This window comes from Streptomyces sp. NRRL S-31 (assembly GCF_000718775.1).
Taxonomy (GTDB): domain Bacteria; phylum Actinomycetota; class Actinomycetes; order Streptomycetales; family Streptomycetaceae; genus Streptomyces.
In genome coordinates this window covers 1-21,077 of record NZ_JOCB01000107.1, presented here as the reverse complement: position 1 = coordinate 21,077, position 21,077 = coordinate 1, and the positions used below count along the sequence as shown (strand labels likewise).

Here is a 21,077-nt window from a genome sequence, read left to right as displayed (position 1 = left end):
GACACCCCGGTCTCCCGACCGGCGTCACGGGCGCCGCCGCTAGGTCCTGTCGTCAAACTCCCGCCGTCCGCCCGGAGGGCGGGCCTCGCGGCGTCAGGTGCGTGCTCTCGGCGTGCCGGGCCCCGCCCCTCGTACTGGACGTACTTGGGTCGGGGCCCGGTGCGGCGAGAGCGCGTGCATGGCGTCGCAAGGCAGGCGGGAGTTTGACGACAGGGCCTAGGCCTCAGGCTCCGTACGGGCGCAGCAGCGGGAGCATCGGCCGGTCGGTCACCTCCTTGAGACCCTGGTCATTCTATTCGCTTATGCACATCTTCGACCGATACGTCATCATCGCCGGGACGGCATCGAAGACGTATCCGTCGGCCGCGTCCGCGCGGACCTCCCCACGCTCCATTCCAGGGGTGACGGCCTCGCGAAGCAGCTCGGCCGTCGGCTCGAGCGCGCTCCCGATGACCACCCCCTCGAAGCACTCCGCCCGCATGTGATCGCATTCGTGAATCACGGAACGCAGGGCGACACCGGGCCGCGAGTACATGATCCGCCGCACCTGCCGGCACAGGGCGACCAGACCCTCCTCGGAGGGCCGACGGCGGTATGACAGCGTGCCGTCAGGCGCCGGCGGGCACCCAGTCCGGCAGGGCCTCGGTATGCCGGTCCCACTCCGCGGGCGGCTCCGCCCCGCCCGCGCAGAGCACACCGCCCACGATCGCGCAGGTGGTGTCGATGTCCCCGCCGACCTGGGCGGTGGTCCAGAACGCCGTCGGGTAGTCGCCGAGGGCCCGCGCGGCGGACCACAGGGCGAAGGGGACGGTGTCATGGGCGCTCGTCCGGCGCCCGCAGCCCAGGACGGCCGCGACGGTGGCCGCGTCGCCGTAGTCGAGCATGTCCCGGGCGCGGCGGAGGCCCTGGCCGACCGCGCTCTTCGGCACGAGGGCGATGACGCCGTCGAGGAGCGCCCCGGGGGCGGGCGGCCCGTCCGGCGAGCCGGCCAGGGCCGCCGCGGCGGCCACCGCCATGGCGCCGACCACGGCCTCCCGGTGCTGGTGCGTGGTGTAGGCCGAGATCTCCGCCTGGTGGGTCGCCTGCTCGGGGTCGTCCGCGTACCACGCGCCCAGGGGCGCGATCCGCATGGCCGCGCCGTTGCCCCAGGACCCCTGTCCGTTGAAGAGACCGGCCGCCAGCTCACGCCAGTCCGCGCCCTCCCGGACCAGGCGCAGCAACCGGTTCACCGCGGGCCCGTAGCCCCGGTCGAAGTCGTGGTGCTCGGCGAAGGAGCGGGCGAGCGCGTCCTGGTCGACGCGGTGGTGGACGGCGAGGACGGCGACCACGGAGCACGCCATCTCGGTGTCGTCCGTCCACTGCCAGGGGCCCGCGGGCAGCTCACGTCGCTTGAGCAGGGGATGGTTGGCGGGGACGAAGAACTGGGAGCCCAGCGCGTCCCCCACGGCCAGCCCGCGCAGGCTCGCCACGGCGCGCTCCAGGCGCCCGGGAGAAGAGGAGTCAGCGGTCATCGCCCTGCCACTCTAATTCGTCGCCGACCGGGCCGACACCAGGGAGACGGCCCCGTCGGACCCGTTCGCGTGGGGCACGCCCGCACACTCGCGCCCGGGCCGTCGCCGCGCCACGCCCCGTGCGGCACCGTCGTCGGGCCGTCTACCCGGCCATCCAGTAGGGAACGGGATCCCGCCAGCGGTCGAAGGGCCGGTCGAGTGTGTACCGGTCGTCCTCTCCCAGGACGAGCATCCGCATCTCGGCGTTCCCGGGGTTGGACAGGGATTCGAATTCCGCGACCGTCCAGTGGAACCAGCGCATGCAGAACAGCCGCATCGCGAGTCCATGGGTCACCAGGAGGACGTTCGGGGGGTGGTCGGGGGCCTCGAAGCTGCGGAACAGGCTCTCCAGGAAGCCGCCCACCCGGTCGTACACGTCGGCTCCGGACTCGCCCTGCGGGAAGCGGAAGAAGAAGTGGCCGTACGCGTCGCGGTACGCCTTCTGGAGGCGGACGTCGTCGCGGTCCTGCCAGTTGCCCCAGTCCTGCTCGCGCAGCCGGGGCTCCTCGCGGACCCGTATGAGCCCGGGATCGAGGTGGAAGGCGCGGAGCGTCTCGTGGGTGCGGCGGTACGGGGAGACGTACACGCTGACCTGCTCCCGGCCGAAGAGCTCCCGGAGCCGCTTGCCGGTCTCCTCGGCCTGCCGCAGGCCGCGCTCGGTCAGCGCGAGGGCGTGGTCGGGCTCGCGCTCGTACACGGAGTCGTCGACGTTGCCCGTTGACTCGCCGTGCCGGACAAGGACGATGCGCCGTGGTCGTGCCATGCCGAAACCCTAGATCGAACGGCGGAGTGCCGAGCACCCGTACGCGCTCCATACGGCGTAGGTCACACGAAATCCACTTCCGGAGCCGTTTCCGGGCGCCGTGCGCGCTCCGCGGTGGTTCGGGTCCGGCCGTCCGGCCGGTGGTGCCTCAGACCGTCCAGGACGGCTCGAGGTCCACGATGTCACCGGAGAGCGCCGCGACGTCCGCCTCGGTCTGGGCACGCAGTGCGAGGCGTTCCACACGCTCCGTGCGGTACTTGCCGTGCTCGGCCGCCGACCGCCACATGGAGAGGATCAGGAACTCCTGCTCGGGCGCCTCGCCGAGCATGCCGCGGATCATGCCCGGCGAGCCGGCCATCGCGGGGTTCCAGACCTTCTCCTGCATGAGCGTGAAGTGCTCGACGCGCTCCTCGTGGATCCGGCACAGGGCCACCCGGACCAGATCGGCGTCGGTGAAGCGCGGCTCGAACCCCGTCTTCACGTCGAAGCGGTACTCGAACAGCTTGACCTGGGCGTCCTTGAAGGTGCCGGACTGGGCGGCGGCCAGCCGGTCATGGGAGCGGGCCATGAAGGAGTCGTAGAAGGCGCGGCTCTCCCAGAAGGCGAAGAGGTGCGCGACGCCCGGCCGCTGCCGGCTCCAGCCCCCGCCCTGTCCCCGAAAACCCGGCTCCCCCGGCAGCCCCGCCCATTTCCGCTGCCCCCGCTCGAAGCCCCGGCGGTCCACCACGGTGCAGCGCATCCACTTGACCAGCACCGCGCCATCGTAAGGCCAGCGGGCGTGGCGCCGGTCACGCTCCGGTGGCGATCGCCCGCGCCTACGCCCCCGTGCGCATGGCACGATGGACAAGGTACTCCAGCCGCACGGGAGTTGGGGTCGCACGAACCGCAGGGGGAAGGGGAAGCCCGGTGACCGGCTTCAGCAAGGGAATCCGCAAGGTCGAGGTCGCGCTCAAGTGGGACCCCAGTCCCGCCGGCCGGCCGCCGACCGATCTCGACGTCGTCGCCGGGACCTTCGTGTCCGGTGACGCGTACGGCACTCCGGCCTATCTGGTCCACTTCGACAGCCGCTCGCCGGACGGCACGATCTCCCTCAACCGTGACAGCACGGACGGCAAGGGGTTCGGCTGGGACGAGGTCATGACGCTCGAACTGGACCGTCTCGACGGCCGCTACGCGCGCGTGGTGGTGGGTGTCGTCATCCAGCAGCGGTCCGAGCGCAGGACGTTCACCGATGTGCTGAACCCCGCCCTGCGCATCCGGGAGGGCTACACCGTGCTCGCCGAGGACGACTTCGGCTCGGTGCCCGGGGCGACGGCCGCCGCGATCGCCGAGTTCGTCCGGGACGACTCCGGTGACTGGACGTTCCGTCCCGGTGTGCATGGATTCGAGGAGGACCCGGCGACCTTCACCCAGGTCCTGGGCCGGGTGAACCGGCCCTGACACCCCCTCCGGTCCGGCGAACGCGCCTCGCCCGCGGGTGGACGGCGGACCCGGTCCTTCCGGCCGTGAACCGCGTGCACCGGAGGACGTGACCGCCGCGGAGCCAGGGGGCCGGTGCGCCGGACCGGACGGGGCCGGTACGCCGGACCGGACGGGCCGGCCCCGCGGACGCCGAAGGGCGGTGGACCCGGGTGACCGGGTCCACCGCCCTGGACGGGTGCTTCACACCCGCCCGGCACTCATCGTCAGCTGCAACCGCTGGTCGAGCCGCAGCCCTCGCAGATGTAGCAGGAGCCGGCCCGCTGCATCTTCGTACCGCAGGAGAAGCAGAGCGGGGCGTCGGCCTGGATGCCCAGCTGCATCTCCACCAGCTCGGCGCTGGTGTGGGCCTGCTTCGGGGCGGGCTTGGCCGTCTCGGACTCGGCCTTCGGCGTGGCGACCGCCTTCAGCTCCTGGGCGCGCGGGGCCGACTGGGCCAGGCCCTCGACGTCGACCTCGTCGTCGGCCGGCTCGTAGGAACCGGTCTCCAGGTGGCGCTGGCGCTCCTCGGCGGAGTGGATGCCGAGCGCGGAGCGGGTCTCGAAGGGCAGGAAGTCCAGCGCCAGGCGGCGGAAGATGTAGTCGACGATCGACTGCGCCATCCGCACGTCCGGGTCGTCCGTCATACCGGCCGGCTCGAAGCGCATGTTGGTGAACTTCGAGACGTAGGTCTCCAGGGGCACGCCGTACTGGAGGCCGACGGAGACGGCGATGGAGAAGGCGTCCATCATGCCGGCGAGGGTCGAGCCCTGCTTGGACATCTTCAGGAAGACCTCGCCGAGACCGTCGTCCGGGTAGGAGTTGGCCGTCATGTAGCCCTCGGCGCCGCCGACCGTGAAGGAGGTGGTGATGCCGGGACGACCCTTCGGGAGGCGCTTGCGGACCGGGCGGTACTCGACGACCTTCTCGACCGCGGTACGGATCGTCTCCTCGGTCTTCTGGGTGATCTCGGCCTTCTCGTCCTCCTTCTTCTTGGCGGAGAGCGGCTGGCCGACCTTGCAGTTGTCGCGGTAGATCGCGAGCGCCTTGACGCCCAGCTTCCACGCCTCGAAGTAGATCTCCTCGACCTCCTCGACGGTCGCCGTCTCCGGCATGTTGACCGTCTTGGAGATGGCGCCGGAGATCCACGGCTGGATCGCGGCCATCATGCGGACGTGGCCCATCGGGGAGATGGCGCGCTCGCCCATGGCGCAGTCGAACACCTCGTAGTGCTCGGGCTTGAGACCGGGGGCGTCGACCACGTTGCCGTGCTCGGCGATGTGGGCGACGATCGCCTCGATCTGCTCCTCCTGGTAGCCCAGGCGGCGCAGGGCCTGCGGGACGGTGCCGTTGACGATCTGCATCGAGCCGCCGCCGACCAGCTTCTTGAACTTCACCAGCGCGAGGTCGGGCTCGACACCGGTGGTGTCGCAGGACATCGCCAGACCGATGGTGCCGGTCGGGGCGAGGACGGACGCCTGGGCGTTACGGAAACCGTTCTGCTCGCCGACGCGCAGCACGTCCTGCCATGCCTCCGTGGCGGCGGCCCACACCGGGGAGTCCAGGTCGTCCATACGGACGGCCTTGCCGTTGGCGTCGGCGTGCTGGGCCATGACGCGCTTGTGGGCGTCGGCGTTGCGGGCGTAGCCGTCGTACGTGCCGACGACCGCGGCCAGTTCGGCGGAGCGGCGGTAGGCCGTGCCCGTCATCAGGGAGGTGATGGCGCCGGCCAGGGCGCGGCCGCCGTCGGAGTCGTAGGCGTGGCCGGTGGCCATCAGCAGGGCGCCGAGGTTGGCGTAGCCGATGCCGAGCTGGCGGAACGCGCGCGTGTTCTCGCCGATCTTCTGGGTCGGGAAGTCCGCGAAGCAGATCGAGATGTCCATCGCGGTGATGACCAGCTCGACGACCTTCTGGAAGCGCTCCGTCTCGAAGGACTGGTGGCCCTTGCCGTCGTCCTTCAGGAACTTCATCAGGTTCAGCGAGGCCAGGTTGCAGGACGTGTTGTCCAGGTGCATGTACTCGCTGCACGGGTTCGACGCGGTGATCCGGCCGGACTCGGGGCAGGTGTGCCAGTTGTTGATGGTGTCGTCGTACTGGATGCCCGGGTCGGCACAGGCCCAGGCGGCCTCGGCGATCTTGCGGAAGAGGGCCTTGGCGTCGACCTCCTCGATGACCTCACCGGTCATACGGGCGCGCAGGCCGAACTTGTCGCCGCTCTCGACCGCCGTCATGAACTCGTCGTTCACGCGGACCGAGTTGTTGGCGTTCTGGTACTGGACGGACGTGATGTCGTCGCCGCCCAGATCCATGTCGAAGCCCGCGTCGCGCAGGACGCGGATCTTCTCCTCTTCCTTGACCTTGGTCTCGATGAAGTCCTCGATGTCGGGGTGGTCGACGTCGAGCACGACCATCTTGGCGGCGCGGCGGGTGGCGCCACCGGACTTGATGGTGCCGGCGGAGGCGTCGGCGCCGCGCATGAAGGAGACGGGGCCGGAGGCGTTGCCGCCGGAGGACAGCAGCTCCTTGGAGGAGCGGATGCGGGAGAGGTTCAGGCCGGCGCCGGAGCCGCCCTTGAAGATCATGCCCTCTTCCTTGTACCAGTCGAGGATCGACTCCATGGAGTCGTCGACGGACAGGATGAAGCAGGCCGAGACCTGCTGGGGCTGCTTGGTGCCGACGTTGAACCAGACGGGGCTGTTGAAGCTGAAGATCTGGTGCAGGAGGGCGTACGCCAGCTCGTGCTCGAAGATCTCCGCGTCAGCGGGCGAGGCGAAGTACTTGTAGTCCTCACCGGCCTTCCGGTACGTCTTCACGATGCGGTCGATCAGCTGCCTGAGGCTGGTCTCGCGCTGCGGGGTGCCCACGGCACCACGGAAGTACTTGCTGGTGACGATGTTGACCGCGTTCACCGACCAGAAGTCGGGGAACTCGACGCCACGCTGCTCGAAGTTGACCGAGCCGTCGCGCCAGTTGGTCATGACGACGTCACGGCGCTCCCACGACACCTCGTCGTACGGGTGCACACCGGGGGTGGTGTGGATGCGCTCGATACGCAGTCCCTTGGTGGCCTTGGTGCCCTTGGCTCGGGAACCTCGTGCCGGACCGCTCGCCGTCTCTGTCATGCCGCCTCCCTGTACGGGCAAAAACGCCCTGAAATGCCCCATTGTTCCCTAGGGCATGTGTTTCTGTCATACGTCGCGGGCACCCTCAGCCGCCGCCCGCGACAGGTCTTTGTTCGCCGCCTCACGGCCGGGAACCGGATCTCCTCCCGGTCTCCGGCCGGCCGGTCAGTCGGCGGCGTGGGCGGGCTCGGGGACGTGAGTGGTCCCGCCGGGCCCGCCGTCGTCTTCCCGGCTCCCCGTCTCCGCGTTCCCGGCGCTCTCCGCGTTCCCGGCGTCCGCGTCGTCCTCGACGGGGCCCCGAGTCGCCTCCCTCAGTTCCGCGATGACGGCCTCGAAGTCCTCAAGCGAGTCGAACGCCCGGTAGACGGAGGCGAACCGCAGGAAGGCGACGAGGTCGAGCTCCTGCAACGGACCGAGTATCGCGAGCCCCACGTCGTGAGTGGTCAGCTCGGCGCTTCCGGTCGCGCGCACCGCCTCTTCGACCCGCTGCCCGAGCTGGGCGAGCGCGTCCTCGGTGACAGGCCGCCCCTGGCACGCCTTGCGCACGCCGTTGATGACCTTGGTACGGCTGAACGGCTCGGTGACTCCGGACCGCTTCACCACCATCAGCGAGCACGTCTCCACGGTCGTGAAACGACGGGAGCAGTCAGGACACTGGCGGCGCCTGCGGATGGCCGTGCCGTCGTCGGTCGTACGACTGTCGACCACGCGACTGTCGGGGTGCCGGCAGAAGGGGCAGTGCATGTTCTCCAACCCTCCTCACAGCAGACTCATGAGCCTCGCTGGACCCATGGGCCTCGCGAAGCAGCCCTAAGCATAGGCGATCGATGAGCCGTCTCCGACCGGGGGGACCACAACTTGTGGGCTGCTGTAGCCATCCAACCACTACATGTGGGGATTGGCTCATTTGCCGAGGCAGAGACGCGTGTCGCGGCGGGCCGGCGCCCGAAGCGGCCGGGAGGACGGCCGGAGGCGGTCACCGGGCGGTCACCGGACGACCGGCGGGGACACGCGGGCGCCGGGCCGCGCCACCGCGGCGGTCGCGGGGATACGGTGGGCGCGGCAGGGAGGAGACGTGCCACTCCCGCGCAGAAAGTGCCCCGGACCCCGGACCAAGGGATTCCGGATGGCAGACTGGGGCCCAGCCCAAGAGGTGAGCGATCCCGGCGGTGAAGAGTACAACCATGGACCCTTTTGTCCGCCATGCGTCGCGTGAGCCATACACCCGGACACATGATCACGTCAGGTGAAACGCACTTTTTCACTCGAACGTGTGTTTGGCGCAACCTTTCGAAAGCAACTACCGTTGTGCAGCAGGGAGACCATCGAGAGGGGCCGACGTGACCACCACCGCAGACAGTGCCACCATCACCGCCCAGGACCGCTCCCAGGGCCGAGTCGAGCCGGTACACGCGATGAACGAAGCCACGAATCCCGAGGGACACAAGCGCTCCCTGCCGGGCCGACCGCCAGGCATCCGGGCGGACAGCTCGGGACTCACCGACCGCCAGCGCCGGGTGATCGAGGTCATCCGGGACTCCGTGCAGCGGCGGGGTTACCCGCCGTCGATGCGGGAGATCGGCCAGGCCGTCGGCCTCTCCAGCACGTCCTCCGTCGCGCACCAGCTGATGGCGCTGGAACGCAAGGGCTTCCTGCGCCGCGACCCGCACCGCCCGCGCGCCTACGAGGTCCGTGGATCGGACCAGGCGGTCACCGTGCAGCCCACGGACACCGCCGGCAAGCCGGCCGCGTCGTACGTCCCCCTGGTCGGCCGCATCGCCGCCGGTGGCCCCATCCTCGCGGAGGAGTCCGTCGAGGACGTCTTCCCGCTCCCCCGCCAGCTCGTCGGCGACGGTGAACTCTTCGTCCTGAAGGTCGTCGGCGACTCCATGATCGAGGCCGCGATCTGCGACGGCGACTGGGTCACCGTGCGCCGCCAGCCGGTCGCCGAGAACGGCGACATCGTGGCCGCCATGCTCGACGGCGAAGCCACGGTCAAGCGCTTCAAGCGCGAGGACGGCCACGTATGGCTGCTCCCCCACAACGCGGCCTACGAGCCCATCCCCGGTGACGACGCGACCATTCTCGGCAAGGTCGTCGCCGTGCTGCGGCGCGTGTGACGGCTGCGGCGGCGAGCCTGGCCGGCTCGCTCCCTGACCGGGCCCCGGGACCCCTGCGCCGGTTCCGGGGCCCTGCTCGTGCCCGAGAGGGCCGCGGGTGGTTCCCTGACGAGGGGTGGCCGGTGCCGGCCACCCCTCGCGGTCACTCCCCCTCCGTCTCCTTCGCCTTCGCGTCGATCGCCGCGAGCGACCTGCGGACCTGGTCGCGGTCCGTGGTGTACCAGAAGTCCGGAAGCGACGCCTTGAGGTAGCCGCCGTAGCGCGCGGTGGCCAGCCGCTGGTCCAGCACGGCGACCACACCGCGGTCCCCGGACGCCCTGACGAGACGGCCCGCGCCCTGCGCCATGAGCAGGGCGGCGTGGGTGGCGGCCACCGCCATGAAGCCGTTGCCGCCGGCTTCCTCCACCGCCTTCTGGCGCGCGCTCATCAACGGGTCGTCGGGACGCGGGAACGGGATCTTGTCCATGACGACCAGCTGACAGCTGGGGCCCGGGACGTCGACGCCCTGCCACAGCGACAGCGTGCCGAAGAGGCACGTCTTCGGGTCGGCGGCGAAGTTCTTGATCAGTTCGCCGAGCGTCTCCTCGCCCTGGAGCAGGATGGGGAACTCCGGGATGCGGGAGCGCAGCTCCTCCGCGGCGAGCTGGGCGGCCCGCATGGACGAGAACAGGCCGAGGGTGCGCCCGCCGGCCGCCTGGATCAGTTCGGTCAGCTCGTCGAGCATGTCGGCCCGGTCGCCGTCGCGCGCGGGACGCGCCAGATGCCGGGCGACGTAGAGGATGCCCTGCCTGCGGTAGTCGAAGGGCGAGCCGACGTCCACGCCCTTCCACTGCGGCAGGTCCTCGCCTTGGGCGCCCTCCGGGCCGAGGCCCAGCGAGGCGCCGACGCCGTTGAAGTCGCCGCCCAGTTTGAGCGTCGCCGAGGTGAGGACGACGGACCGGTCGGCGAACAGCTTCTCCCGGAGCAGCCCGGAGACCGACATGGGGGCGATCCGGAGGGAGGCGCCGAAGCGGTCGTGCCGCTCGTACCAGACGACGTCCCATTCCGAGCCGTTCAGGACCCGCTCCGCCACGTCGTGCACCGTCTCCACCGAGGCCAGCGCCTGCTTGCGGACGGCGTCCTCGTCCTGCACCGACTTGTCGCGTGTCGCGCCGATCGCGGAGATCACCGTACGGGCGGCGTCCCGCAGCGCCATCAGCGCGTAGCCGAGGTCCTCCGGGATCTCCTCCAGACGGCCCGGCAGGGCCAGCTCCATGAGCCGTTCGAAGCCCTCGGCGGCGGTCTGGAGCTGATCGGCGGCCTTCTCGTTCACCAGTTTGGCCGCACGGCGCACGGCCCGGTTGACCTGGCCGGGGGTGAGTTCGCCGGTGGCGACGCCGGTGACGCGGGAGACGAGTTCGTGCGCCTCGTCCACGATCAGCACCTCGTGCTGTGGCAGCACCGGGGCGCCTTCGATGGCGTCGATGGCCAGCAGGGCGTGGTTCGTGACCACCACCTCGGCCAGCTTGGCCTGCTCGCGGGCCATCTCGGCGAAGCACTCGGCGCCGTACGCGCACTTCGACGCGCCCAGGCACTCCCGTGAGGACACCGACACCTGGGCCCAGGCGCGGTCCGAGACGCCAGGGGTGAGATCGTCCCGGTCGCCGTTCTCCGTCTCGTCCGACCAGTCCCGCAGTCGCAGCAGGTCCTGCCCCAGCTTGCTGGTGGGGGCGGCGGCCTCGAACTGGTCGAACAGCCCCTCCTCCTCGTCCTGCGGCATGCCCTCGTGCAGGCGGTGCAGGCACAGGTAGTTCGAGCGGCCCTTGAGCATCGCGAACTCCGGGCGCCGGCGCAGCAGCGGGTGGAGGGCGTCCACCGTGCGCGGCAGGTCCCGCTCCACGAGCTGGCGCTGCAGGGCGAGCGTGGCCGTCGCGACGATCACCCTCTCCCCGTGCGCGAGCGCGGGCACCAGGTAGCCCAGCGACTTACCGGTGCCGGTGCCGGCCTGGACCAGCAGGTGGGTTCCGCCGTCGATCGCCTCGGCGACCGCTTCGGCCATGGTGACCTGGCCGGGGCGCTCCGTGCCGCCGACGGCGGAGACGGCGGCATGCAGGAGTTCGGAGAGGGAGGGCTTCGTCATAGCCCGACCACCCTACGGCCCCGCACTGACAATCGTGGTCTTCCAGCGGGGAAGGGGGGTGTGATCACGGCCGGGGCTCCTGGGTGTGGTGGGCTCGGGGTGCGAGGGGGCTGACGGGCCGGCCGCCGGGTGTCCGGCTACAGCACGTCGCGCAGGGCCCGGTCCCGGATCATGAGGGCGGCCCGCTTGCCGGGCACCTCGATCTCCGCGGCGAACCGGAAACCCGCCCTCAGGAAGGCGGCGACGGAGGGGGTGTTGCGGAGATCGGGTTCCGCCACCACCCGTTCACAGGCGGGACGCCTGTCGAGGATCAGGTCGGCCACGGCTCGCAGGAGGGCGGAGCCCAGCCCCCGCCCCCGGTCGGCGGCGGCGCCGACGAGGAGGTGGATCCCGGTGTCGTGCGGACGGGCGGGATAGTGGCGGGCCAGCGGGTCCAGGTCCGCCCGGTAGATCTCCCAGTAGCCGATCGGGGTGCCGTCGAGGACGCCGAGGCACGGCACGGAGCGTCCGTCACCGGGGAGTTGGGACCGCAGGTGGTCCTCCGTGCGGTCCCGGGGCCCGGCGAGTTCCCAGAAGTCGGCGACGGCGGGGTCGTTCATCCAGCGGTGCACGAGCGGCAGGTCGTGGTCGAGGCGCACGGGCTCCAGCCGGAAGGAGCCGACGGGCGTCGTCACCGCGCCCCAGGTCGCGGGGTGGCCGAGGAGGCCGGCCGGTCCTGCGGCGTGCGGCTCGCCGAACTCGGCGGGCGGTCGCGGGTGCGGTGTGTCCTCGCTGCCGGGGTCGTCGTCCTCGCGGGTGCACGGGCCGGGCGGAGGGGTGCGGGGACCCGCGGTGGCCGTGCTGGGGCCGACGCGGTGCGGGCGGGCGGGGCCGGGGCCGTATCCGGTGGTCACGTCGGTGGCGGGCACGGTGCTCTCCTCTCGGAAGACGGGAAGACGGGGAGACGGGGGGTGGGCCGTGCTTCCCTCGGGTGCGGGAAGACGGTTCGGCGGGCGGCGGGCACGGTCTCCACCGGGCGGCGAGCGCGGTCCCGCCGGTTGACGCGCGGGGGATGCCGAGCGTGGGGGATGCCGGATGGCGCGCGGGGAATGCCGCTCAGGCATGCAGGGGGTTGGCGAGGGTGACGTAGACGGACTGGGTGTCGACCGGGCCGACGAGTTCGTCCAGGCCGTGCAGCCGGGTCAGCAGGTTGGCCTTGCAGCGCAGCACGGGTGAGTCCAGGAGCCGGCCGGGCAGCGCGCTGCGCGACGGGACCGGCCCCGAGGCCAGGGTGGTCAGGAAACGGCGGAAGGCCGCGAGGAGCAGGCGCTCGTCGGCGAGGCGCTGCGAGCCGAAGGCGCCGATCAGGCCGAACACGTTGTTGACGGCGAGGTAGTAGACGAGGCGTTCGTCGGCGGTCTCGTCCGGGACGAAGGTGTCGCTGCGGGCGCCGATGCCGGGCAGCCGGGCGTCCAGTTCGGCGCGGCGGGAGGCGCGGAAGTAGTAGCCCTGGTTGTCGCGGTAGCGGCCGCCCGCGGGCCAGCCGTCGCCGTCCAGCAGCACCAGCGTGTTCTGCTGGTGGGCTTCGAGGGCGATGCCGGCTTCGCCGTCCAGCCAGAGGACGGGCCGGACGACGTGCTCCAGGTAGCGCAGGAACCACTCCGCCGCCACGGCGCCCGCGGGCCGGCCGGTGCGGGCCGCGAGCCGTGCGAGGAGCCGGGACAGACGCGACCGCATCGGCGGGGCGGCGTGCCCGTACGGGGGTCCGGACGGTGGTACGGCGAGGGGGCGGGGGGACACCAGTCCGGCGACGCAGCCGACGTCGTCGGCCGGGGTGAACGGGTTGTGCCGGATCACCACGTCCAGCCCCGGTACGGACAGGCCGTCCTGGTCGTCGACGGCGAGCCAGGCCGGGTCGCGCACGATGTCGAAACCGGGGTGCGCCGTCCGCCACCGTTCGGCGAGGCCGGTGCGCAGCAGCCGGTGCACCTCGACGCCGCGGTGGAGTTCCTTGCGCAGGTTCTCCCGTCGGGAGTTGGTGATGCGCAGGGCCAGTGAGAGCTTCAGCATCGCGGGGGCGCCGGACCGGTGGACGGTGCGTACGGAGGAGGTGGGGTGCCAGGGGGCGCCGAGGGGGCCGAGGTCGCGGAGCAGCCCGGAGTCGAACAGCGCGGCGACGGCGGGGCGGTGCCGCACCTCGCGCGCCTGCCAGGGGTGCAGCGGCAGGGCGGTGTGCCCGTCGGGCAGCGGGAGGCAGGTGCCGGAGAGGCCGCGTACGAGGTGGCCGGCGGGAACGGGACGGCCGCGCTCGGTCCAGGCGGAGTCGGTCGCGAGGACGGAGGGCGCGACGGCGAGCCAGTGCAGGACGAAGGAGCCGTGCGACTCCGGTGAGTACCGGTCGGCTTCCCCCTCGGTCAGGCCCTCCCGGCTCTTCGGGGCCGGGTGCAGCGGGTGCCCGAGGAGGAGGGCCTGCTCGGCGGCGAGGAAGAGGTCGGGCGGGTCGGCGGGGTGTGCACGCCGGTGCCGGATGAAGTCCGCGGTCCGCCGTACGGAGTCGGCCACCCGCGCGACGAGGTCACCGTGGTCTGCCCGGCCGCTATCGGTGCCGGTGCCCTGGGCGGGGCCGGTGCCGGAGCCCTGGGCCGGGGCGTGGTGGGCGGGGTGGGTGCCGGCGCGGGGGCCCGGAGGCAGCGGCCGAGCGGTGGACGCCGGGTGCGCGGCGGGGACGGTGGGCGCGGAGGGTGCGGTGGCGTCCGGTGTGCCGGGGGACTCCCTGGTCAGCAGGGCCGCGAGGGTGACGGCGTCGACGGGTGGCGCGGTGTCGGAGGCGTAGGCCAGGCGCGGGGGGCCGAAGCGGTGCCAGCCCGTGGGGGACCAGTACCGGACCGGTGCGATCAGGGCGGTGCCGCTGGCGGGCAGCGGGACGCGGAGGCTCGTGGTGGTGGGCGCGGCGAGGCCGGTCTCCCGGACCCAGCACCGCAGCAGGTTCTCCACGGCGGCGGCCTGGGCGGCCGCGTGGGGATCGGGATCCTCCAGCGGGTCGGCGCCGGGCGCTGTCCACCGGGTGGGGTCCACCTCCCGCTTCTTCTGCTGGGGAACCGCGTCGGTGAGCGGTACGGCCGGGGGCGGGGGGCCGGAGTCTCCCTGGTCGTCGGAGGCACCGGAGCGGCCGTCGGGGGCGGGGGTGGCGTTCATGACGGCTCCTGGGGGGGGTGGCGGTGGGGGGCACGGGCTGGGCCCGCCGTTCGAGGTGGCTGTCCGACCGTCCGGCCATCCGGCTGTCCGACTGTCCGGCCGACGGGAGGTGGTGAGCGGCGGGGCTGGGGTGCCGACCCGAGGGCGGTGCCGGGTGTCGGGGCCGGGTGTCGGGGGCCGGGTCGGACGGGTACGGGGTTCAGCCGGGGTGCCGGGCAGGGCCCGGGTGTCCTTGCCGGTGCGGGCCGTGGGTGCGGTACCGGCGGGCCACCGCCGCCACCGCGTCGGTCAGGCGGTCGACCACCGCCGTCGCCTGCTCGTCGCTGATCGTCAGCGGCGGGAGCAGCCGGACCACGGACGTGTGCCGGCCGCCGAGTTCGACGATCAGTCCGCGCTCGAGGCACTCGCGCCGTACCGCGGTGGCGAGTTCGGGCGCGGCCGGGTGCGGAGCACGGGCGGACGCCGTCCCGGTCGGCACCACACCGCCGTCGCCCGGGTCGGGACCGAGGCCGGGGCCGGGGCCGGGACGGTTCTCCACGACGGTCGGCGCGTCGGGAGTCGTTCGGTCGGCCTCCGGGTCCACCAGCTCGATCCCGATCATCAGTCCGCGTCCCCGGACGTCTCCTACACAGGTGTACTCGCGCCGCAGGTCCGCCAGTTGGGCCAGCATGCGGGAGCCGAGGGCGGCGGCTCGTTCGGCGAGGGCGTTCTCCCGGACGTAGGCGAGGGTGGCGGTGCCGGCCGCCATGGCGAGCTGGTTGCCGCGGAAGGTGCCGGCGTGGGCGCCGGGCCGCCAGGTGTCGAGGTCGTCGCGGTAGACGAGGACGGCCAGCGGGAGGCTTCCGCCGATGGCCTTGGACAGGACCATGACGTCGGGGGTTGTGCCGCTGTGGTCGACGGCCCAGAAGGCGCCCGTGCGGCCGACTCCGGTCTGGATCTCGTCGGCGATCAGCGGGATGGAACGGTCCGCGGTGAGCCGCCGCATACGGCGCAGCCAGTCGTCCGGCGCGGGGATCACCCCGCCCTCGCCCTGGACGGGTTCCAGGATCATCCCGGCGGGCAGGGGTACACCCGACTTGGGGTCGTCGAGGAGGGACTCGGTCCAGCGGGCGCCGAGTTCGGCACCGGCCGGCCCGCCGAGGCCGAACGGGCAGCGGTAGTCCTGCGGATAGGGCAGCCGGGTGACCCGTACGTCGTGGGCACCGCCGGAGGCGGCCAGGGCACCAGCGGTCATGCCGTGGTAGGCGCCGGTGAAGGCGAGGACGCCGGACCGGCCGGTCGCCGCCCGGACCAGTGTGAGCGCGGCCTCGACGGCGTCGGTGCCGGCCGGTCCGCAGAACTGGACGCGGGCGCGGTCCGCGAGGCCGGGCGGGAGGGTGCGGAACAGCTCGGTGACGAAGGCGTCCTTGACGGGGGTGGCGAGGTCGAGGACGGAGAGGGGGGCGCCGGAGTCCAGGACCTTGCGGATGGCTTCCAGCACGACGGGGTGGTTGTGGCCGAGGGCGAGGGTGCCGGCACCGGAGAGGCAGTCCAGGTAACGGCGGCCGTCGGCGCCCTCGATGGTGAGCCCCCGCGCCCGCACGGGCACGATCGGCAGCGCGCGGGCGTAGGTGCGCGCCGACGACTCCCGCGCCGACTGACGTCTGAGAATTCCCTCGTGCACGGCCCGCGCTGCTCCGGGTGCGCCTTTAGTCATCGACTCCGTAACGGCCACGGCGCGCTGTCCTCCCGGCTGATCAAAAGGGCGAGTCGGTCGTCGGGACCGGACCGGACACGGACGGCGGTCCCCACCGGCTACAACCGCGGACCGTTCGGGCGGTTACGGGGTCGTCCCGAGAACCTTGGCGCGACGGCTCGACGTCTCGCCAGCCCGACGGCTCGCCAGTCCGACGGTTCGCCAGCTCGACGGTCCGTCGACTAGTCGGCTCGTCGACTCGTCAGCCAGCCGGCGCGACGGCACGGCAGCGGAACGGCCCGACGACGGGCAGGCCCTGTTCAGGCAGCCTGTGACGGAACCGTTGCCCTCCCGGCGGAACTCCCCCACGGCGACCGCATAGTGTGTGGTGCCGTTCGCGGAACGTCGCGGGACCGGCGTGCACCTTCCATGAGTTCGCCGCCGGTGCCGGGGCCGAAGCGTCGAGTTCCTTCCACAGCAGGGAGTTTCAAGAACATGCGATCCATACGGCCGTCGTTCACCGTTCGGCGAGGAAGGGGCGGTCGCCGCACCTCGACCTCGCTGACGGCGGTCGCCCTCGTCTCGGCGCTGGCGCTGACCGCCACCGCCTGCGACAGCGCCGGTGACGACAACGCCGACGGCAAGCCGAACGCCACCGCGGCGGGCACCGGCGACGGAAAGATCAAGATCCCGGACGACCTCAAGCGCAGGCTCAGGGAGCACGGGATCGACGTCGACAAGTGGCAGGACGGCGCCTGGAAGAACTGGAACAAGGACGACTGGCTGCGCGAGGCCAACGACTTCATCAACCCGATCATCAAGGGGCTGTGGGACCCGGACCGGATGCGGGACGCCGAGGACCCGGACCAGGGCGTCGACGACAACGACATCTCCGGTGACCAGGGCGTGACGGACCCGACGCCGCAGCCGGTGAAGGCGCAGGCGGTCACGGCGCCGTACCACGCCAACGCGGCCACGTCGGGCAAACTGCTCTTCGACGCGCCCGAGGGCACCATGGTCTGCTCGGCGACGGTCGTGCAGGACCCGGCACACCCGGGCAAGTCCAATCTGGTCTGGACGGCCGGTCACTGTGTGCACGCCGGCAAGAAGGGCGGCTGGTACCGCAACCTCGCCTTCGTACCGTCGTACAACAACCAGGCCAAGTCCTCGGCCCAGCTGGAGAACGCCGGCCGGTCCGAACTCGCCCCGTACGGCGTGTGGTGGGCCGACGCGGCGAAGACCTCGCAGCAGTGGATCAGCGAGGGCGGTCAGACGGGGGGCGACGGCGCCTCGTACGACTTCGCGGTCATCCATGTGACGCCGGAGCAGGGCAGCGCCGGGAAGTCGCTGGAGGAGACGGTCGGCGGGGCGCTGCCGGTCGACTTCGACGCGCCGGCCGTGGCGCAGGTGAACAGCATCAAGGCGTCCGGCTACCCGGCGGCGGCGCCGTACGACGGCCAGTTGCTGTACCAGTGCCAGGACAAGCCGGGGCGGCTCTCCATCGAGCAGTCCGACCCGACGATGTACCGGATCGGCTGCACGATGACCGGTGGCTCCTCCGGCGGCGGCTGGGTGGAGACGGGCGCCGACGGCAAGCCGGCTCTGGTGTCCAACACGTCCATCGGCCCGGTGAACGCGGGCTGGCTGGCCGGTCCCCGGCTGGGCGAGGTGGCCAAGAGCCTGTACGAGTCGGTGAGCGAGCAGTTCGCCGGGCGATGACCGGAAGAACGGGCGCGATGACCGGAACCGAGCCCGTCGGCGGGACGGGGGCCGTGTGCGGGACGGACCCGGTGGGCGCGTCCCGGTGTTCCTGACCCATGGCGTACGACGGAGGCCCGCCACCCCGGGTGGGGTGGCGGGCCTCCGTGCCGCCGTGGGTCAGGCCGCGGAGACCGGCGCGTAGGGCGCCAGGTCCGCCGCCAGTTCCTCGTGCACCCGCACCTTGAGCAGGGTGCCCTCCGCGGTGTGCTCCTCGGAGATCACCTCGCCCTCGGTGTGGGCGCGGGCGACGAGCTTGCCGTGGGTGTACGGCACCAGCGCCTCGATCTCGACCGAGGGGCGGGGCAGCTCGTCGTCGATCAGGGCGAGCAGTGCGTCGATGCCCCGGCCGGTGCGGGCCGAGACGGCGAGCGCGCGCTTCTCGACCCGGAGCAGCCGCTGGAGGACCAGCGGGTCGGCCGCGTCCGCCTTGTTGATCACGACGATCTCGGGCACGTCGGTGGCGCCGACGTCCCGGATCACCTCGCGCACCGCGGCGAGCTGCTCCTCCGGGTTCGGGTGCGAGCCGTCCACCACGTGCAGGATGAGGTCGGAGTCGCCGACCTCCTCCATGGTGGAGCGGAACGCCTCGACCAGGTGGTGCGGCAGGTGCCGGACGAAACCGACGGTGTCGGCCAGCGTGTACAGCCGGCCGCTCGGGGTCTCGGCCCGGCGGACGGTCGGGTCCAGGGTCGCGAACAGGGCGTTCTCGACCAGGACGCCGGCGCCCGTGAGGCGGTTGAGCAGGGAGGACTTTCCGGCGTTGGTGTAGCCCGCGATGGCCACGGACGGCACCTTGTTGCGCCGGCGCTCCTGCCGCTTGATCTCGCGGCCGGTCTTCATGTCCGCGATCTCCCGGCGCATCTTCGCCATCTTCTCGCGGATCCGGCGCCGGTCCGTCTCGATCTTGGTCTCACCGGGACCACGCGTGGCGAGGCCGCCGCGACCGCCACCCATCTGCCGGGACAGCGACTGACCCCAGCCGCGCAGCCGCGGCAGCATGTACTGCATCTGCGCGAGCGCGACCTGCGCCTTGCCCTCGCGGGACTTGGCGTGCTGGGCGAAGATGTCCAGGATCAGGGCCGTACGGTCGATGACCTTGACCTTGACGACGTCTTCCAGCTGGATCAGCTGGCCGGGGCTCAGCTCACCGTCGCAGATGACGGTGTCCGCGCCCGTTTCGAGGACGATGTCCCGCAGCTCGGCGGCCTTGCCGGAGCCGATGTAGGTGGCCGCGTCGGGCTTGTCGCGGCGCTGGATGACGCCGTCGAGCACGAGCGCGCCCGCGGTCTCCGCGAGGGCGGCCAGCTCCGCGAGGGAGTTGTCGGCGTCCTGCGCGGTGCCGGTGGTCCACACGCCGACGAGCACGACCCGCTCCAGGCGGAGCTGGCGGTACTCGACCTCGGTGACGTCCTCCAGCTCGGTGGACAGGCCCACGACGCGGCGCAGCGCCGCCCGCTCGGAGCGGTCGAACTGCTCGCCGTCCCGCTCGCCGTCGATCTCGTGGCTCCAGGCGACGTCCTCTTCCATCAGGGCATCGGCCCGAAGACCCTCGGGATAGGCGTGCGCGAATCGCTTGGTGTCCTGGGAAGGGGAAGAAGAGGAGGTCATTGGATCCTTACGTCGATGGGATTGCCGTTGCGGCGTCCGTGCGGCGGTCACTCCACCGCACCTCGTCCAACGCACGAGTACCCCGGGAGATTCCCGTATGCCGTGCGTGCGCCGACCTGTAGATGGTCGCACGGTACGGCACGTCTCGTCACCGGTTTATCGCCGGACGCGGGGCCCGGCCGCCTCGTCCCGGGCCGTCGGCTTCCAGTCCGGGTGACCGGGCATCGGCGGGGTCTTCTCGCCGTACAGCCAGGGCCGCAGGAAGTCGCTCAGGTCCCGGCCGGCGACGGCCGAGGCCAGCCGGACGAAGTCGGCGGTGGTGGCGGTGGTGTCGCGGTGTCCCCGGACCCAGATCCGCTCCAGCCGTTCGAAGGCCGGCCGGCCGATCTCCTGCCGCAGGGCGTAGAGGACGAGGGCGGCGCCGTCGTAGATGTTGGGCCGGAAGATGCCGATCTTCTGGCCGGGGGCGGGCGGCTCGGGCCGGGCGGGCGGGCCGCCGGACTCGCGCCAGCGGTCGGAGGCGCCGTAGGCGGCCTTCATCCGCTCCTCCATGGGGCGCTTCGCGGTCTCCTCGGCGTACAGCGTCTCGTACCAGGTGGCGTGCCCCTCGTTCAGCCAGACGTCGGACCAGCTCCGCGGGGTGACGCTGTCGCCGAACCACTGGTGGGACAGCTCGTGCACCATGACCGACTCGATGTACCACTTCGGGTAGGCGGGCTCGGTGAACAGGTGTTTCTCGAAGAGCGAGAGGGTCTGCGTCTCCAGTTCGAAGCCCGTGGACGCCTGTGCCATGAGCACGCCGTAGGTCTCGAAGGGGTACCGGCCGATCTTGCCCTCCAGCCAGGCGATCTGGTCGGGCGTCTTGGCGAGCCACGGTTCGAGGGCGTCGCGGTCCGCGGCGGGCACGACGTCGCGCAGGGGCAGCCCGTGCGGTCCCTCCCGGCGCACGACGGCGGAGCGGCCGATGGACACCTGGGCGAGTTCGGTGGCCATGGGGTGCCGGGTGCGGTAGGTCCAGGTGGTGGTGGCGCCGGTGCGGCCGGCCGAGACGGGCAGGCCGTTGGCAACGGCGGTGTAGTCGTTCGGCGCGGTGATCCGGAAGGTGAACATCGCCTTGTCGGACGGGTGGTCGTTGCACGGGAACACCAGGTGGGCGGCGTCGGCCTGGTTGGCCATGGCGAGGCCGTCCGAGGTGCGCACCCAGCCGCCCTGCTGGTCCTCGCCGTAGACCGGGTCGCTGGTGTGCCGGACGGTGATCCGGGTCCAGCGGCCCTTGGCCAGTCGGCGCCGCGGGGTGACGACGAGGTCCTCGCCGGCGCGGGTGAAGCCGGCGGGGCGGCCGTCGACCTCGACCGAGCGCACCGTGCCGTGGGCGAAGTCCAGGTTGACCCGCTCCAGACCGGCGGTGGTCCGGGCGTCGATGGTGGTCACGGCCTCCAGCGGCTTGTCGTTGGCGCCGGGATAGCTGAGGGACAGGTCGTACGAGGCGACGTCGTAGCCCGGGTTGCCGAGGTACGGGTAGAGCCGGTCGCCGACGCCGAGGGGCTCGGCCGGGGCAGCGGCGGCGAGGAGGCAGAGCGAAGCGGCGCAGGCGAGCAGGGCCGTCTTCCGGCGCCGGGGCGGCCCGGACCGGACGGGCCGGACGGATGGGCGCGGGGCCGCCCACGCGGTCCGGGCGGTCCGGAGGGCCCAGGCGGCCCGGTGCGGGGCGGGCTCGGTGGAGGGAG

Annotated in this window: 15 protein-coding genes; 3 read left to right on the top strand and 12 right to left on the bottom strand. The window is 72.1% G+C overall.

Annotated features, from left to right (window positions below):
- Nucleotides 1–292 precede the first annotated feature (292 nt).
- From IF37_RS46490 to IF37_RS0132255, 4 genes are all read right to left on the bottom strand, one after another.
- Nucleotides 293–697 (bottom strand): TetR-like C-terminal domain-containing protein, encoded by a 405-nt coding sequence (locus tag IF37_RS46490; protein ID WP_301540368.1) that lies wholly within the window; start codon nt 695–697, stop codon nt 293–295.
- Nucleotides 609–1,511: an ADP-ribosylglycohydrolase family protein gene (locus IF37_RS0132265; protein WP_030750771.1), complete on the bottom strand. Its 903-nt coding sequence runs from the start codon at nt 1,509–1,511 to the stop codon at nt 609–611. The genes IF37_RS46490 and IF37_RS0132265 overlap by 89 nt, the downstream gene beginning before the upstream one ends.
- A gap of 142 nt (nt 1,512–1,653) precedes the next feature.
- Nucleotides 1,654–2,313 carry a histidine phosphatase family protein gene (locus IF37_RS0132260; RefSeq protein WP_030750765.1) on the bottom strand — a complete coding sequence of 220 codons (660 nt, stop codon included), beginning with the start codon at nt 2,311–2,313 and terminating at the stop codon, nt 1,654–1,656.
- Between the two features lie 148 nt (nt 2,314–2,461).
- Nucleotides 2,462–3,067 (bottom strand): YdbC family protein, encoded by a 606-nt coding sequence (locus tag IF37_RS0132255; RefSeq protein ID WP_030750761.1) that lies wholly within the window; start codon nt 3,065–3,067, stop codon nt 2,462–2,464.
- A gap of 152 nt (nt 3,068–3,219) precedes the next feature.
- On the opposite strand from IF37_RS0132255, the gene IF37_RS0132250 reads away from it, so the two are divergent.
- A complete protein-coding gene (locus IF37_RS0132250) occupies nt 3,220–3,753 on the top strand; it encodes a TerD family protein (RefSeq protein ID WP_030750758.1) in 534 nt (177 codons plus the stop codon).
- A gap of 245 nt (nt 3,754–3,998) precedes the next feature.
- Here IF37_RS0132250 and IF37_RS0132245 read toward each other — a convergent pair whose 3' ends face one another.
- Nucleotides 3,999–6,893 (bottom strand): vitamin B12-dependent ribonucleotide reductase, encoded by a 2,895-nt coding sequence (locus IF37_RS0132245; protein ID WP_030750756.1) that lies wholly within the window; start codon nt 6,891–6,893, stop codon nt 3,999–4,001.
- A 165-nt stretch (nt 6,894–7,058) separates the two neighbouring features.
- The gene (gene nrdR, locus IF37_RS0132240) at nt 7,059–7,637 is read right to left on the bottom strand and encodes a transcriptional regulator NrdR (protein ID WP_030750753.1); all 579 of its coding nucleotides are present in this window, start codon (nt 7,635–7,637) and stop codon (nt 7,059–7,061) included.
- A 596-nt stretch (nt 7,638–8,233) separates the two neighbouring features.
- Between nrdR and lexA the strand changes: the two genes are divergently transcribed.
- Nucleotides 8,234–9,013 carry a transcriptional repressor LexA gene (gene lexA, locus IF37_RS0132235; RefSeq protein WP_030750750.1) on the top strand — a complete coding sequence of 260 codons (780 nt, stop codon included), beginning with the start codon at nt 8,234–8,236 and terminating at the stop codon, nt 9,011–9,013.
- Between the two features lie 142 nt (nt 9,014–9,155).
- Here the strand turns inward: lexA and IF37_RS0132230 are convergent, their stop codons facing one another.
- The 4 genes from IF37_RS0132230 to IF37_RS0132215 form a co-directional block, all read right to left on the bottom strand.
- The gene (locus IF37_RS0132230; RefSeq protein WP_030750747.1) at nt 9,156–11,132 is read right to left on the bottom strand and encodes an ATP-dependent DNA helicase; all 1,977 of its coding nucleotides are present in this window, start codon (nt 11,130–11,132) and stop codon (nt 9,156–9,158) included.
- A gap of 137 nt (nt 11,133–11,269) precedes the next feature.
- On the bottom strand, nt 11,270–12,040 hold the full coding sequence (locus IF37_RS0132225) for a GNAT family N-acetyltransferase (RefSeq protein ID WP_030750744.1): 771 nt from the start codon (nt 12,038–12,040) through the stop codon (nt 11,270–11,272).
- Nucleotides 12,041–12,227: 187 nt separating this feature from the next.
- On the bottom strand, nt 12,228–14,306 hold the full coding sequence (locus IF37_RS0132220) for an IucA/IucC family siderophore biosynthesis protein (protein ID WP_030750740.1): 2,079 nt from the start codon (nt 14,304–14,306) through the stop codon (nt 12,228–12,230).
- 199 nt (nt 14,307–14,505) lie between these two features.
- Nucleotides 14,506–16,002: a diaminobutyrate--2-oxoglutarate transaminase family protein gene (locus tag IF37_RS0132215; RefSeq protein WP_079165986.1), complete on the bottom strand. Its 1,497-nt coding sequence runs from the start codon at nt 16,000–16,002 to the stop codon at nt 14,506–14,508.
- A gap of 474 nt (nt 16,003–16,476) precedes the next feature.
- Here IF37_RS0132215 and IF37_RS0132210 point away from each other — a divergent pair, with 474 nt between their 5' ends.
- Nucleotides 16,477–17,700 (top strand): serine protease, encoded by a 1,224-nt coding sequence (locus IF37_RS0132210; RefSeq protein WP_030750734.1) that lies wholly within the window; start codon nt 16,477–16,479, stop codon nt 17,698–17,700.
- 159 nt (nt 17,701–17,859) lie between these two features.
- Here the strand turns inward: IF37_RS0132210 and hflX are convergent, their stop codons facing one another.
- Entirely contained in the window at nt 17,860–19,350 is a 1,491-nt protein-coding gene (hflX, locus tag IF37_RS0132205) for a GTPase HflX (RefSeq protein WP_030750731.1), read from the bottom strand.
- Nucleotides 19,351–19,506: 156 nt separating this feature from the next.
- A complete protein-coding gene (locus IF37_RS0132200) occupies nt 19,507–20,949 on the bottom strand; it encodes a M1 family metallopeptidase (RefSeq protein ID WP_052845485.1) in 1,443 nt (480 codons plus the stop codon).
- Between the last annotated feature and the right edge of the window lie 128 nt (nt 20,950–21,077).

Bases quoted from the DNA above. Each gene is read 5' to 3' on its own strand.
- IF37_RS0132265 (WP_030750771.1), bottom strand. From the start codon at position 1,511: ATGACCGCTGACTCCTCTTCTCCCGGGCGCCTGGAGCGCGCCGTGGCG.
- IF37_RS0132215 (WP_079165986.1), bottom strand. From the start codon at position 16,002: ATGACTAAAGGCGCACCCGGAGCAGCGCGGGCCGTGCACGAGGGAATT.
- nrdR (WP_030750753.1), bottom strand. From the start codon at position 7,637: ATGCACTGCCCCTTCTGCCGGCACCCCGACAGTCGCGTGGTCGACAGT.
- IF37_RS0132220 (WP_030750740.1), bottom strand. From the start codon at position 14,306: ATGAACGCCACCCCCGCCCCCGACGGCCGCTCCGGTGCCTCCGACGAC.
- IF37_RS0132210 (WP_030750734.1), top strand. From the start codon at position 16,477: ATGCGATCCATACGGCCGTCGTTCACCGTTCGGCGAGGAAGGGGCGGT.
- IF37_RS0132260 (WP_030750765.1), bottom strand. From the start codon at position 2,313: ATGGCACGACCACGGCGCATCGTCCTTGTCCGGCACGGCGAGTCAACG.
- IF37_RS0132245 (WP_030750756.1), bottom strand. From the start codon at position 6,893: ATGACAGAGACGGCGAGCGGTCCGGCACGAGGTTCCCGAGCCAAGGGC.
- hflX (WP_030750731.1), bottom strand. From the start codon at position 19,350: ATGACCTCCTCTTCTTCCCCTTCCCAGGACACCAAGCGATTCGCGCAC.
- IF37_RS0132230 (WP_030750747.1), bottom strand. From the start codon at position 11,132: ATGACGAAGCCCTCCCTCTCCGAACTCCTGCATGCCGCCGTCTCCGCC.